We start from the raw sequence: 13,880 nt of genomic DNA, 5'->3' as shown, positions 1-13,880 counted from the left end.
TGCCGTCGATCAGGGGCGGCGGTGGGGCGTCGGGGTCTGTGGGGGCGTCGGGGTCCTTGGGGGCTTCGGCTCTTCGCCGGGGGTCCCGTCGCGTGCCGGGCCCTACGAGGGGTTCCCGAGGGCCTCCAGCTGGTTCAGGAACCAGCGCTGCGGGGGCAGGGCCGTCGCCGCCGTCGCCAGGCGCTTCGTGCGGTCGGCGCGTTCGGGGTGGGGCATCGTGAGGGCGGTGTGGAGGGCCTCGGCGGTCTCCGAGACGTCGTACGGGTTCACCGTGAGGGCGTCCTCGCGCAGCTCCTCGTACGCGCCCGCCTCCCGGGAGAGGACCAGCGCGCAGCCCTCCTCCGAGACCACCGGTATCTCCTTGGCCACCAGGTTCATGCCGTCGCGGACCGGGTTCACCAGGGCCACGTCCGCGAGGCGGTAGGCCGCCAGGGAGCGGGTGAAGTCGTCCTTCACCGAGACCAGGACCGGCGTCCAGTCCTCCGTGCCGAACTCGGCGTTGATCTCCTCCGCCAGGGCCGCCACCGAGGACGTGTACGAGCGGTAGACCTCCAGGTCCTGCCGGGAGGGGTACGCCGACGCCAGGTGCACCACCCGGCCCCGCCACTCCGGGCGGGTGGTCAGGAGCTCGCGGTAGGCCAGCAGGCCGCGCAGGATGTTCTTCGACAGCTCGGTGCGGTCCACCCGGACGATGGTCTTCCGGTCGCCGACCTCGGCCCGCAGCTCCGCCAGCCGCTCGTCCACCGCCGGCCGGTACGCGAGCGCCCGCAGCTCCTCGGCGTCGACGCCCAGCGGGTACACCGCGACGCGCGTCCCGGTGCCCTTCGTGTCCGCGCCGGCCGCGAAGGCCTCGGCCCAGGCCGACGTGTGGAAGCCCAGCTCGTCCGCGCCGAGCATGCCCCACAGCAGCTCCTCGCGGATGTCGTCCGGCAGCATCCGCAGGTACGCGGGGGACGCCCACGGGGTGTGGGTGAAGTGCGCGATCCGCAGGTCCGGGCGGAGCTCCCGGAGCTGCCCGGGGACCAGGGCCAGGTGGTAGTCCTGCACCAGGACCGCCGCCCCCTCGTCCGCCGCCCCGGCCAGCGCCTCCGCGAAGGCGCGGTTGTAGGCGCGGTACGACTCCCAAAGGCGCCGGAACTCCGCGTCGTACACGGGCTCGCGCGGGATGTCGTACAGGTGGTGGTGCAGGAACCACAGCACCGAGTTCGCGATGCCGTTGTACGCGTCCGCGTACACGTCCGGATCGATGTCCAGCATCCGCACGCCGGGCTCCCCGACCCCGCGCCGGACCGCCTCCCGGTCGCCCTCGCCGAGGGCCGCGCACACCCACACGCTGTCCTGCGAGGAGACGGCGCTCAGGCCGGAGACCAGGCCGCCGCCGCCCCTGCGGGCGTCGAGCGAGCCGTCCTCGCCCAGTACGTACGAGACGGGTCCCCGGTTGGATGCCACGAGCACAGTAGCCATGTGGCGAACCTAGCCCGTCCCGTAAACGCTCAAACGTACGTATACAAGACGGGGGGATCCGGCCACCCAGGGTTACGGGGGAGCGGCGGCGGCCTCGCGGGGCCAGGAGTTCAGAGGTCGGGGCGGTCGCGCAGGGCCGCCCTCGCCACCAGGCCCGTCGCCGCAAGGGCCGTCACCAGGCCGCCGAGCAGCCAGAGGCGTTCCTCGTTCCCCCGGGGGTGGGGCGGGGTGGTCGCCTTCCCCGGCGCGCCCGGCGCCGGGGACGCGTGGACCGGCGGCGGCGGGGCCGCGCCCGCCGTCGCGGGCGCCCACGCCACCGCCGTCAGGACCGCCACCGCCAGCGCCCTGCCCGCACGTCGTCCGAAGCCCATGGAATCCATGGGAAGTGAATGTATGTAAAACGGATCATAAGGTCGCGTTACGCCACGCGGCGCCGCGCGTACTCCGCGATCTCCGCCATCGGCGGCCGCTCCTCCGTGTCCACCGCGTACGTCCGCGGCTCGAAGCCCCGCTCGCCCCGCTCGAACTGGGTCAGCCACGGCCGCACCATGTGCCCCCGCGATAGCCTCAGCTGCGCCGTCCGGTAGATCGCCGCCGCCATCCGGCCGAGCGCGTGCCCGTCCTGGTGCCGGTGCTTGCGGACGCCCACGTCCACCTGCGCGAGCCCGTCCAGGCCCACCGTGTGCAGCGCGTCCACGAGCAGCCCCAGCTCCACTCCGTAACCGACCGGGAAGGGCAGCCGCTCCAGGAGCGAGCGGCGGGCCGCGTACTCGCCGCCGAGCGGCTGCACGAAGCCGGCCAGCCGCGGCCAGTGCAGATTGAGCAGCGGGCGCGCCACCAGCTCCGTCACCCGGCCGCCCTGACCAGGAGTGCCGTCCAGCGGGCGGTCGTACATCGCCTTGACGAGGTCCACGTCCGGGTCGGTCAGGAGCGGGCCCACGATCCCCGTCACGAAGTCCGCGGAGAAGTCCCGCAGATCCGCGTCCACGAAGCACACGACGTCCCCGCTCGTCACCATCAGTGACCGCCACAGGACCTCGCCCTTGCCGGGCACGGCCGGTATCCGGGGGAGTACGTCGTCGCGCGCCACCACCCGCGCCCCGGCCGCCGCCGCGACCTCCGCCGTGCGGTCCGTGGAGCCCGAGTCGAGGACCACCAGCTCGTCGACGAGCGGCACCGCCTCCGACATCAGCTCGCGCCGGATCACGCCCACGATGTCCCCGACGGTCGCCTCCTCGTTCAGCGCCGGCAGCACCACGCTGACCGTCGTCGCACGCTTGGCGGCGAGGATCCGCTCCAGCGGCCGGTCCGCCACGGACCAGGACCGCCGGGACAGCCAGCGCTCCACCTCTTCCAGCACGTGATCTCCATCTCGCGGTTCGGACGGGCCGTCCAAGCGCCCGGGCCTTCGGTTACAGTCTTGAACAACGCAGCGACCCCGCGCACATCGGGGTGGCGTACGCGTCGGAGCGCAGGAACGAAAGTCCCGGCCCTCCCCACAATCGAATACCGCTCATCCAGAGGGGCAGAGGGAAACGGCCCGTTGAAGCCCCGGCAACCCTCCAGTCGGTCACTCGTCATCCAGCGAGGTCCCCGGCTAGGGAAGGTGCCAAATCCGTCTCATGGCGAAAAATTCGTCATGGGAAAGATGAGGAGAAAGGGCCTCGCCTCCATGGCTGTACAGACCGTCGCACCCGCCATCACCGTCGACCTCGGTCCCGCGTCCGGGCTCTCCTGTCGCGAATGCGGTGAAGTCTTCGCACTCGGCCCGATCTTCGCCTGCGAACTCTGTTTCGGACCGCTCGAAGTCGCGTACGACCTCCCCGCCGGCGACCCCGAGGAGCTGCGGAAGCGCATCGAGGCCGGCCCCGCCAGCATCTGGCGCTACGCCCCCCTCCTGCCCGTCCCCGCCGACGTCGCCGAGAAGCCGAACCTGAACCCCGGCTGGACCCCGCTCGTCAAGGCCGACAACCTCGCCCGCGAGATCGGCGTCGCCCCCGGGAAGCTCTTCGTCAAGGACGACTCCGGGAACCCGACCCACTCCTTCAAGGACCGGGTCGTCGCCCAGGCCATCGAGGCCGCCCGCGCCTTCGGCTTCACCACCCTCTCCTGCTCCTCCACCGGCAACCTGGCCGGCGCCGTCGGCGCCGCCGCCGCCCGCGCCGGCTTCCGCTCCTGCGTGTTCATCCCGCACGACCTGGAGCAGGGCAAGGTCGTCATGGCCGGCGTCTACGGCGGTGACCTCGTCGCCATCGAGGGCAACTACGACGACGTCAACCGCTTCTGCTCGGAGCTCATCGGCGACCCGCTCGGCGAGGGCTGGGGCTTCGTGAACGTCAACCTGCGCCCGTACTACGGCGAGGGCTCCAAGACGCTCGCGTACGAGATCTGCGAGCAGCTCGGCTGGGTCATCCCGGACCAGCTCGTCATCCCGATCGCCTCCGGCTCCCAGCTCACCAAGATCGACAAGGGCCTCCAGGAGCTCGTCAAGCTGGGCCTCGTCGAGGACAAGCCGTACAAGATCTTCGGCGCCCAGGCCGAGGGCTGCTCCCCGGTGTCCGCCGCCTTCAAGGCCGGGCACGACGTCGTACGGCCCCAGAAGCCGAACACGATCGCCAAGTCGCTCGCCATCGGCAACCCGGCCGACGGCCCGTACGTCCTCGACATCGCCCGCCGCACCGGCGGCGCCGTGGAGGACGTGAACGACGAGCAGGTCGTGGACGCGATCAAGCTGCTCGCGCGCACCGAGGGGATCTTCGCCGAGACCGCGGGCGGCGTGACCGTCGGCGTCACGCGCAAGCTGGTGGAGAACGGCCTCATCGACCCGGAGCTCACCACCGTCGTCCTCAACACCGGCGACGGGCTCAAGACCCTGGACGCGGTGGCCGACACCTCTCAGGCGACCGCCACCATCCGACCGAGCCTGGACGCGTTCCGCGACGCGGGACTGGCCCGCTGATCCCCTCAGCCGTCCGCTGACTCCTTCAGCGCCCGCTGACTCCCTCAGCGCCCGCCGGTCCCCTCAGGTCCCGGTCCTCGGTTCCCCGAAAGGTTACGTAAGTCATGGCCGTGAACGTCCGCATCCCCACCATCCTCCGCACCTACACCGGCGGGCAGTCTGAGGTCCAGGCCGAGGGCGCGACCCTCGCCGAGGTCATCGCGGACCTGGAGAAGAACCACACGGGCATCGCCGCCCGCGTCCTGGACGACCAGGGCAAGCTGCGCCGCTTCGTGAACGTCTACGTGAACGACGACGACGTGCGCTTCGAGCAGGGCCTGGAGACGGCCACCCCGGCCGGTTCGGGCGTCTCGATCATCCCGGCGGTCGCCGGCGGCTGCTGAGCCGAGGGGGGAGCACCGCTCTTCCTGTCCCGTTTTATTGAATTGCCCCTTCCGCGTCCATAAGCGGAAGGGGCAATTCTGCATGGTTGAGCGCGGTAGAGTTGGGGAAGTCCCCGCCGCTGCTCATGCCGGGCGCATATGAGAACGCGCCTCGACCTGACAAGAAGCAGCCAAACTGTGTGCGCGTTGTGCACCTTCTGCGCGCTTTGCCGGGCCCGACTTGCCCCGCGATTCAAGGGAACCTCCCCAATTCTCCTTTCCGCGCTGCCCAGAATTGCCATCCGAATGGCCTGTTGCAGAGGGCAGTTGGACAGATACATTCAGCCGCGGTCGACGCGTTCCGGCGCAGGGTCTGACCCGGGGTTCGTGAAGTGCGGCCCCGCGCAAGGGCCAGTAATAGGGGAGTTAGGCATGGCTCAGGGCACCGTCAAGTGGTTCAACGCGGAGAAGGGCTACGGCTTCATCGCGGTCGACGGTGGTGCGGATGTTTTCGTCCACTACAGCGCGATCCAGATGGATGGCTACCGCAGCCTCGAAGAGGGACAGCGAGTCGAGTTCGAGATCTCGCAGGGCCAGAAGGGTCCGCAGGCGGACATGGTCAAGCTCGCCGTCTGAGCGCGGCGCGATCGGCCACCGACGCAACGCCGTCGAGGGGCCCGCATCCCTGAGGGGACGCGGGCCCCTCGCGCGTTCGCCGGGCGCCGGGGCCTCGTCGGTCGCCGCTCCCGGGCGCCCCTCCCGCCCCCCGGAGCCCAGTGCCCCCTTCCCGAAACCCGAGAGTCGCTTGCACTCTCCTAGGTCGAGTGCTAATCATTGGCGTTAGCACTCGGCAGGTGAGAGTGCTACGAGGATCGGGCAGACGAGGCCGCCGGCCGGGTGGGGCAAGGAACCACACGGACACGCGGAGGCCGTCCGTCGCGGGCGTCGGCGCGGTCCTGGAGCGTTATCCACCCCATGTCCGGGAGGACCACTTCACATGGCCAAGATCATCGCGTTCGACGAGGAGGCCCGGCGCGGTCTCGAGCGCGGCATGAACCAGCTCGCTGACGCCGTCAAGGTCACCCTCGGCCCCAAGGGCCGCAACGTCGTCCTCGAGAAGAAGTGGGGCGCCCCCACGATCACCAACGATGGTGTCTCCATCGCCAAGGAGATCGAGCTCGAGGACCCGTACGAGAAGATCGGCGCCGAGCTGGTCAAGGAAGTCGCCAAGAAGACGGACGACGTCGCCGGCGACGGCACGACCACCGCCACCGTCCTCGCCCAGGCGCTCGTCCGCGAGGGCCTCCGCAACGTCGCCGCCGGTGCCAACCCGATGGCCCTCAAGCGCGGCATCGAGAAGGCCGTCGAGGCCGTCTCCGGCGCCCTGCTCGAGCAGGCGAAGGATGTCGAGACCAAGGAGCAGATCGCCTCCACGGCCTCCATCTCCGCCGCCGACACCCAGATCGGCGAGCTCATCGCCGAGGCGATGGACAAGGTCGGCAAGGAAGGCGTCATCACCGTCGAGGAGTCCCAGACCTTCGGTCTGGAGCTGGAGCTCACCGAGGGCATGCGCTTCGACAAGGGCTACATCTCGGCGTACTTCGCCACCGACATGGAGCGCATGGAGGCGTCGCTCGACGACCCCTACCTCCTGATCGTCAACTCCAAGATCTCCTCCGTGAAGGACCTCCTCCCGCTCCTGGAGAAGGTCATGCAGTCGGGCAAGCCGCTGCTGATCATCGCCGAGGACGTCGAGGGCGAGGCCCTGTCGACCCTGGTCGTCAACAAGATCCGCGGCACCTTCAAGTCCGTCGCGGTCAAGGCCCCGGGCTTCGGCGACCGCCGCAAGGCCATGCTGAACGACATCGCCATCCTCACCGGCGGCACGGTCATCTCCGAGGAGGTCGGCCTCAAGCTGGAGAACGCGGGCCTCGACCTGCTCGGCCGCGCCCGCAAGGTCGTCATCACCAAGGACGAGACCACCATCGTCGACGGTGCCGGTGACAGCGAGCAGGTCGCCGGTCGCGTGAACCAGATCCGTGCCGAGATCGAGAACAGCGACTCGGACTACGACCGCGAGAAGCTCCAGGAGCGCCTGGCGAAGCTGGCCGGCGGCGTGGCCGTCATCAAGGCCGGTGCCGCGACCGAGGTCGAGCTCAAGGAGCGCAAGCACCGCATCGAGGACGCCGTCCGCAACGCGAAGGCGGCCGTCGAGGAGGGCATCGTCGCCGGTGGCGGCGTGGCCCTGCTCCAGGCGTCGACCGTCTTCGAGAAGCTGGAGGCCGACCTCTCCGGCGACGAGGCCACCGGTGCCGCGATCGTGAAGCTGGCCCTGGAGGCCCCGCTGAAGCAGATCGCCGTCAACGCCGGCCTCGAGGGCGGCGTCGTGGCGGAGAAGGTCCGCAACCTGCCCGTCGGCCACGGCCTGAACGCCGCGACCAACGAGTACGTCGACCTCATCGCCGAGGGCATCATCGACCCGGCGAAGGTCACGCGCTCCGCGCTGCAGAACGCCGCGTCGATCGCCGCGCTGTTCCTCACCACCGAGGCCGTCATCGCCGACAAGCCGGAGAAGGCCGCCGCGCCGGCCGGCGGCGGCATGCCGGGCGGTGACATGGACTTCTGATCCTCGGGGATCTCCTGATCCCGGGATCGGCGGTTCATCGCTGAACGCGAACGAGGGCGGCACCCCCACCAGGGGGTGCCGCCCTCGGGCGTTGTCCGGGTTCCTCCCCCGCGGGCCCGCTCACGCCTTCCTGAAGAGGCCCGCCCAGAGGAAGGGCTCGCCGAAGGCGGCCGAGTCGGCGGGCTCGTCGCGCATGCGGCGCAGTTCGACCTCCTCCAGGTCCGCGAAGACCGCGCGCAGGGAGTCGTCGGTGTAGGCGAGGCCGCCGTCGAGCCGTCCCCGCCGGTAGAAGTCGGCGTCCGGCAGCTCGGACCCCATGCCGCCCTCCCCGGCGGCGAACGCGGTCAGGGAGAAGCGCCCGCCGGGCACGAGGACCCGGTCGAGGAGCGCGAGGTGGCCGACGCGGCGGTGCGGGGGCAGGTGGTGGAAGCAGCCGGAGTCGTGCACGAGGTCGTACGGCCCGTCCAGGACGCCCGGCGCGAAGGCGTCGCCGCACACGAACCGCACGCCCTCCGCACCCGCCTCGCGGGCCCGCTCCTCCGCCCACCGGATCGCGGTGGGGGACAGGTCGACGGCGTCGACCTCGTACCCGAGCGAGGCGAGGTACAGGGCGTTGCGGCCGGGCCCGCAGCCGAGGTCCAGGACCCGGCCCCCGCCGCCCGGGAGCAACCCCCGCCGGGCGTACGACACCAGGCTCTCGTCCGGCTTCGCGACGAAGAACGGCACCGACCTGTCCCGGTCGGCGTAGAACCCGTCCCACCAGCCGGAGCCACCCGCCGACCACCGGTCGGCGGCGGGCGGGAACAGGTCGTCGAGCAGGGTCATGACGTCGTCGATCGTACGGACATGGCGATGGGCGGTATCCATGAAGAACTCCCCTCCGAGGTGCCCCAGTTTAGTGGTCGAAACACCAAAGCCCCAGGTCAGCAAGGGTGTTGAGGGGGTGGGTGGGAGCTTCGTACGGCTGCTGTGCGGGCCGTCCCGCATGCCGGGACCCTGCGGGGCGCGAGGGGCGGCGCGGTCCCCGGAAGCCCGTCCCGCGCTCCGGGAAGGGGCCTTTCCGGAGCGCGCCCGGGAGGGTTTCCGTTCCCGGTGCCGGAGGCGCGATCTTTCCTGTGGCGTCCCGGTCCCGCACGCCTGTACGATCCGGCTGCCGGCAGATGGGGGGCATCGGGCCGGCTCCCGGCTCCGGCACGCGCGCGTACCCGTACGCGGACGCGGACACACACCCGTATCCGTACAACACCTGTATCCGTACAACACCTGTATCCGTACGCGCCCTGCCGTTCCCGCCTCCCCTGTCGCATCCGACATCACGCCGCACGGCACGTGCCGTCCCGGCCGTACGAGGGGACCCGTTTGTCCGTCCGAAGAGCCGTCGCGCTCGCGCTGAGCGCGGCGCTGGGAATCACCGGCCTGACCGTCACGGCGCCCGCCGCGACGGCCGCGCCCGACTCCCCGTACGAAGTGGCGATCGACGCGCCGCCCAGCGCCGTCCCGCCGGTCCAGCGCCTCTTCGGCGCGGGGACCGGCCTGCAGACCTACGACCCGGCCCTGGAGAAGCTGCGCTGGCAGGGCCTCGCGGGCGGAGGGACCGCCGCTCCCCGCGACCTCTGCGACTCGCTCGGCCTGATCGTCTTCCAGGGCGACAGGTTCGGGTGCTTCAGCTCCCACCACGACACGGGCACGGCCACCGTCCACGACTGGACGACCGGCGCCACCCTCACCCGCGAACTCCCCGCCGGCCACCGGTGGGCCGAGATCCTCGGCGGCGCGAACCGGCTGCTCAGCCACAGCACCGACGCCGGGGGCGCCACGACGCTCCACCTCCTCGGACTCGGTCCCGGCGCCCCCGAGGACGTCGCCGTGCGGATGCCGGAGGCCGTCGTGGGACGGCCCGGCGTCCTCGGCTCCGACGCCCGGGGCGCGGTCGTCGAGTACCAGCGGGCCGCGGGCGGCAAGGGCCTCGGCGTCCTCGACTTCGCCACGGGAGCCCTGACCTCCCTGCCGGACCTGCCCGAGCGGCCCGGCTCCTACGTGTACGCCGGCCTGAGCGCGGACCGGATCGTCGTGTACGGCCTCTCCGGCGCGTCGGACGTCCTCGTCCTCCCCCGGAGCGGCGGGCCCGCCACCACCGTGAGACTGCCGGACGGCGGCGGCGACCACCACGGCCGGGTCGCCCTCCTCGGCGACTGGGTGGTCAGCCACTACGGCCCGCTGAACGGACCCCGTCCGGTCAGGGCGACCTCCCTCGTCACCGGCGAGACCCGCTCCCTGGGCTTCTCCACCGTCGTCGACCGCCGGTTCGAGGTCGGCGCGGACGGCGGCCTGTACGTCGAGGGCGGCACCGACCTCGGCCACTGGGGCGTGTGGCGCGTGACCCCGGGCGCCGCGAGCGCACCGGCCGCCAAGCAGCTCCAGGCCCTCCCCTACCGGCCGGTCGACCGCGGCGGACTGACCCTGGCGCACGGCCGGCTCACGGTCGGGCACGACGACTTCGGCAAGCGGAGCGCCGTCCGGTACGACCTCTCCGCGACCGAGCCGCGCACGGCCGTCGAGCGCTGGAGCTGCGACCCCGCCATTGGCACCGGGACCGTCCCGAACTGCCCGCCCGCCGGTGCCTCGGACATCGGCGCGAAGTGGTGGGCCGACACGGGCGACGGGCGGCTGGTCACCCTGTTCACCGAGGACATCCCGCCCTTCCGTGGCTCCCCGCCGTGCATCGGCTGCGTCATCACGGCGCGGGTGACCACGCCCGGTCCCGGCGGAGGCACCCGCTCCGTCAAGCTGGACACCGCCCGGAGGATCAGCCCGGTGCGCGTCCTCGGCGCCGCCGGACGTCACCTGCACTTCCTGGCCACCGAGGACCGGCAGCCCCGCTCGGTCGTCGCGGACGTCGAGACGGGGAAGGTCCTCTCGGTCTCCGACCGGACGAACCAGGCCCTGTGGGGCACCTGGCTCTGGACGCCGTCCACGGAGGACGACACCGTCTCGGCGGTCGACCTGAGCACGGGCGCCACCGTCGCGACGGTGGACCTCGGCACCGACTGCGCCGTCTCCGACCTCGACGTCGTCGGCAGGTGGATCTACGCCCGCTGCGGCGACGGCACGTCCGCCGTCGTGTACGACCGGGAGAAGAGGACCCGGGTCTCCTTCCAGGTGCCCCGGTCCGCCCGGCCGCGCCTCGGCGACGGCTTCGTCGCCCACACCGTGCCCGGCGACGCCGGTGACGCGCTGAGCGTGACCGACGTCCGTTCCGGCGCGCCGGTGGTCCGCACCCTCGGCACCGTCGCGTCCTCCCTGCCCGAATACGGCCAGGGCTGGACGGTCGACCGGTTCGGCGGGGGCGTCGCCTTCGTCGACTCCCGGCAGGCGGTCCGCGTCGTCGGCCTCGGCGGCGCCACCGGCCGCCTCGCCGTGACCGACGCGGCCGTACCGGCGTCGGTGAACCTGAAGTCGTCCGCGTGGCAGCCGCGCTGGAACCTGTCCAAGCCCGGCACCTGGACGCTCGCGCTCCGGCACAAGGCGTCGGGCCGGCAGGTCCGTACCCTCACCGGCGAGGGACCCGGCGTCGCCGGCCCCGTCTGGAACGGCAAGGACACGGCGGGCGCGGTCGTCGCCGACGGCGCGTACGCCTGGACCCTGACCGTGAAGCCCGCCGACGGGCAGGGCGCCGATCTGGCCCTGTCCGGCGCGGTGTCGGTGACCGGCGGTGCCGCCGCGTGGCGCGACATGGCCGGGAGCGACGGCCTGGGCGACCTGCTGGCGACGGACCCGGCGGGCCTGGTCTCGCTCTACAGGGGCAACGGCACGGGCGGGGTCTCGGCCCGGATCGCCGGTACGGGCGCGAAGTTCCCGGCGGGCACGGTCCTCGTCCCGTCGGGCGACACGAACGGCGACGGCTGCAACGACGTGTACGCGCGCGTGGGCGACCAGCTGCGGTCGTACCGGCCGGCCTGCGGGACGTTCGTGTCGGCCTCCTCGCCGTACGTCCCGGTGGGCGGGGGCTGGGGCCAGTACGACGTGCTGACCGCGCCGGGGGACGTGAACGACGACGGGTACGCCGACCTGGTCGCCCGTCAGACGTCCACCGGAGACGTGTACTTCTACGCCGGCACGGCCGACCACCGGTTGCGGAACCGGGTGCGGATCGGCGTGAACTGGAAGCTGTACACGAAGATCGCGGGCGCCGGTGACCTGAACGGCGACGGGCGGGGCGACCTGCTCGGCATGGACGCCTCGGGCGTCCTGTGGCGGTACTACGGCACGGCGGCCGGCGGTGTGACGGCCCGGGTGAAGGTCGGCGGCGGCTGGGGCGGCTACTCGTCCCTGGTCGGCGTCGGCGACCTGAACGGCGACAAGCGCGGGGATCTGGTCGCGCGGGAGAGGGCCACCGGCAAGCTGTGGCGCTACACCAACCTCGGCAACGGCCTCTACGCCACCCGGGTGATGATCGGCGCCGGCGGCTGGAACGGGTTCAAGGAGCTCCACTGATCCACCGCCGCCCCGTGGGCCGCGGCCCACGGGGCGGCGGGCACCCCCTAGGTCTCCCCGAGCTCAGGCGGGCGGGGCCAGCAGGCCGGTGTCCTGGCCGGCGCGGCGCAGCGCGTCCGTGACGAAGCCGTTCGCCTTCAGCTCCTCGACCGTGTCGCGGAGGAAGGCGAGGGTCTCCGGGGCGCGGGAGGGCGTCGTGCCGACCGCCTGCCGGATCTCCATGAACCGGCCCTCGATCAGCCGGACGTCGGGGTTCTCCCGTACGTACGCGGTCAGGGGCTGCCGGATGCCCGCGCCCGCCTCCAGGCCCTCGGCCCGGAAGACGTCGACGCCCTCGTCCCCGCGCACGACGGTCGCGTGCGCGAGGGTCCGGGACAGGAACAGGTCGTAGGCGGACCCCTTCTTGACCCCGATGCGGACGCCGGGGGCGTCGACCTCCCCGACGGTGGTGAGCGCGGAGCCGCGCGGCACGGCGTACACCCCCTCGATGAGGACGTACGGGGCGGTGAACGCGACCTCCGCCTCGCGCGCCGGGTCCACGGCGAGGAAGCAGAGGTCGGCCCGTCCGTCCGTCATCGCCCCGAACGACTTCCGCGCCGCGTCGAAGCAGAGCAGCTCGACCCCGACCCCGAGCCGCGCCCCGATCTCCCGCGCCAGGTCGACGGTGATCCCGGAGGGGCCTCGGGGGTGCCCTGCGCGAGCACCGGGTTCCCGAGGTTGACGGAGGCGCGGAGCACTCCGGCGGGGGCGAGGTCGGCGGCGATGCGCTGCGTGGTCGTCATGGGGGTGGAGTCTAGGGAGCGGTGGGGGCCTTCCGTACGGGGGTGGGGCCCGGGGACGGAGCTTGGGGAGCGATGGGGTTCTCCCGTACGGGAGCGCGGTGGAGGCGGTTCAGGAGGTCGAGTTCGCCGGGGGTGAGGCGGAGGGTGCCCGCCGCGACGTTGGCGGCCAGGTGGGCGGGGTCGCCGGTGCCGGGGATCGCGAGCAGGTGCGGGCCCTGGTGGAGGGTCCAGGCGATCCGGACCTGGGCGGGGCTCGCGCCGTGGGCCCCGGCGACGGCGAGGACCTCCTCGCTCTCGGTCGCGGTGGCACCGGCCTCGCGGCCGGCGGCGGCGATCGCGTAGAAGGGCACGAAGGCGATGTCCTGCGCGCCGCAGAGGCGGACGAACTCCTCGTACTCCGGGCGGACCCCGATCCCGTACATGTTCTGCACGCAGACGACGGGGGCGACGGTCCGGGCCTCCGCGAGCTGGTCGGGGGTGACGTTGGAGAGGCCGAGGTGGCGGATGAGGCCCGCCTCGCGGAGTTCGGCGAGGGCGCCGAAGCGCTCGGCGACCGAATCGGTGCCGAGGATGCGGAGGTTGACCAGGTCGAGGTGGTCGCGGCCGAGCTGCCGCAGGTTCTCCTCGACCTGGCCGCGCAGGGCGGCCGGGGTGCGCGCGTGCTCGCTCCAGGCGCCGGAGACGTCGCGGGCCGGGCCGACCTTGGTCGCGATGACGAGGTCGTCGGGGTACGGGCCGCCGAGGGCGCTGTTGATCAGCTCGTTGGCGGAGCGGAGCGGGGAGAAGTAGAAGGCGGCGGTGTCGATGTGGTTCACGCCGAGGTCGACGGCCTCGCGGAGCACCTTGATCGCCCGGTCGCGGTCCATCGGCACGGCGTGCGGGACGAGGGCCTCGCCGTGCTGCGGCAGCCGCATGGCACCGAACCCGATCCGGCGGACGGGGAGTTCGCCGCCGAGGAGCCAGGTGCCGGAGTCGGAGGCGTGGGGGCGGGCATGGGCCGGGGCGCTGTCGTGGGTGTGGGCCGAGGTGTGCATCGAGGAGCCCTTCCGGGGTGGGGAAGGCGCATTGTGCACGGGGACGGGGCCGGAGCCCCACCCCGGTTTCACGCCCCGAGCGCACCCGCCCCCGGCCTCCCGCCATTGCCGGCGCCCCCACCCCAGCCGTCCCGCTGGACACCAACGGCGCCGCGGGCG

Annotated in this window: 10 protein-coding genes, 1 pseudogene and 1 riboswitch; of the genes and pseudogenes, 5 read left to right on the top strand and 6 right to left on the bottom strand. The window is 72.4% G+C overall.

Annotated features, from left to right (window positions below):
• Positions 1-102 precede the first annotated feature (102 nt).
• The 3 genes from ACWGSR_RS20060 to ACWGSR_RS20050 form a co-directional block, all read right to left on the bottom strand.
• A complete protein-coding gene (locus ACWGSR_RS20060) occupies positions 103-1,464 on the bottom strand; it encodes an alpha,alpha-trehalose-phosphate synthase (UDP-forming) (RefSeq protein ID WP_376242942.1) in 1,362 nt (453 codons plus the stop codon).
• Between the two features lie 110 nt (positions 1,465-1,574).
• Positions 1,575-1,844, bottom strand: coding sequence for a hypothetical protein (locus tag ACWGSR_RS20055; protein ID WP_453567879.1), 270 nt, complete (start codon positions 1,842-1,844; stop codon positions 1,575-1,577).
• Positions 1,845-1,882: 38 nt separating this feature from the next.
• Positions 1,883-2,824, bottom strand: coding sequence for a glucosyl-3-phosphoglycerate synthase (locus tag ACWGSR_RS20050; RefSeq protein ID WP_383330421.1), 942 nt, complete (start codon positions 2,822-2,824; stop codon positions 1,883-1,885).
• 150 nt (positions 2,825-2,974) lie between these two features.
• A riboswitch (SAM riboswitch) is annotated at positions 2,975-3,119 on the top strand.
• Here ACWGSR_RS20050 and thrC point away from each other — a divergent pair.
• From thrC to groL, 4 genes are all read left to right on the top strand, one after another.
• Positions 3,113-4,423 (top strand): threonine synthase, encoded by a 1,311-nt coding sequence (gene thrC, locus ACWGSR_RS20045; protein WP_453568103.1) that lies wholly within the window; start codon positions 3,113-3,115, stop codon positions 4,421-4,423. (Overlaps the previous riboswitch by 7 nt.)
• A gap of 104 nt (positions 4,424-4,527) precedes the next feature.
• Positions 4,528-4,806: a MoaD/ThiS family protein gene (locus ACWGSR_RS20040; RefSeq protein WP_366376150.1), complete on the top strand. Its 279-nt coding sequence runs from the start codon at positions 4,528-4,530 to the stop codon at positions 4,804-4,806.
• 411 nt (positions 4,807-5,217) lie between these two features.
• Complete coding sequence (locus ACWGSR_RS20035; protein WP_015035246.1) at positions 5,218-5,421, top strand: cold-shock protein; 204 nt, start codon at positions 5,218-5,220, stop codon at positions 5,419-5,421.
• Between the two features lie 361 nt (positions 5,422-5,782).
• Positions 5,783-7,411, top strand: coding sequence for a chaperonin GroEL (gene groL / locus ACWGSR_RS20030; protein WP_062753193.1), 1,629 nt, complete (start codon positions 5,783-5,785; stop codon positions 7,409-7,411).
• 120 nt (positions 7,412-7,531) lie between these two features.
• Here groL and ACWGSR_RS20025 read toward each other — a convergent pair whose 3' ends face one another.
• On the bottom strand, positions 7,532-8,278 hold the full coding sequence (locus ACWGSR_RS20025; protein ID WP_453567876.1) for a class I SAM-dependent methyltransferase: 747 nt from the start codon (positions 8,276-8,278) through the stop codon (positions 7,532-7,534).
• A gap of 492 nt (positions 8,279-8,770) precedes the next feature.
• On the opposite strand from ACWGSR_RS20025, the gene ACWGSR_RS20020 reads away from it, so the two are divergent.
• Positions 8,771-11,905 (top strand): FG-GAP repeat domain-containing protein, encoded by a 3,135-nt coding sequence (locus ACWGSR_RS20020; protein WP_453567874.1) that lies wholly within the window; start codon positions 8,771-8,773, stop codon positions 11,903-11,905.
• Between the two features lie 63 nt (positions 11,906-11,968).
• Here the strand turns inward: ACWGSR_RS20020 and ACWGSR_RS20015 are convergent.
• Positions 11,969-12,687: pseudogene (locus ACWGSR_RS20015) on the bottom strand (transporter substrate-binding domain-containing protein).
• Positions 12,688-12,698: 11 nt separating this feature from the next.
• Complete coding sequence (locus ACWGSR_RS20010) at positions 12,699-13,721, bottom strand: aldo/keto reductase (RefSeq protein ID WP_453567872.1); 1,023 nt, start codon at positions 13,719-13,721, stop codon at positions 12,699-12,701.
• Positions 13,722-13,880: the final 159 nt, after the last annotated feature.

Source organism: Streptomyces sp. NPDC055632 (assembly GCF_053618675.1).
Note: the sequence above shows the minus strand (reverse complement) of the source record. Positions and strands in the feature narration are given on the sequence as shown.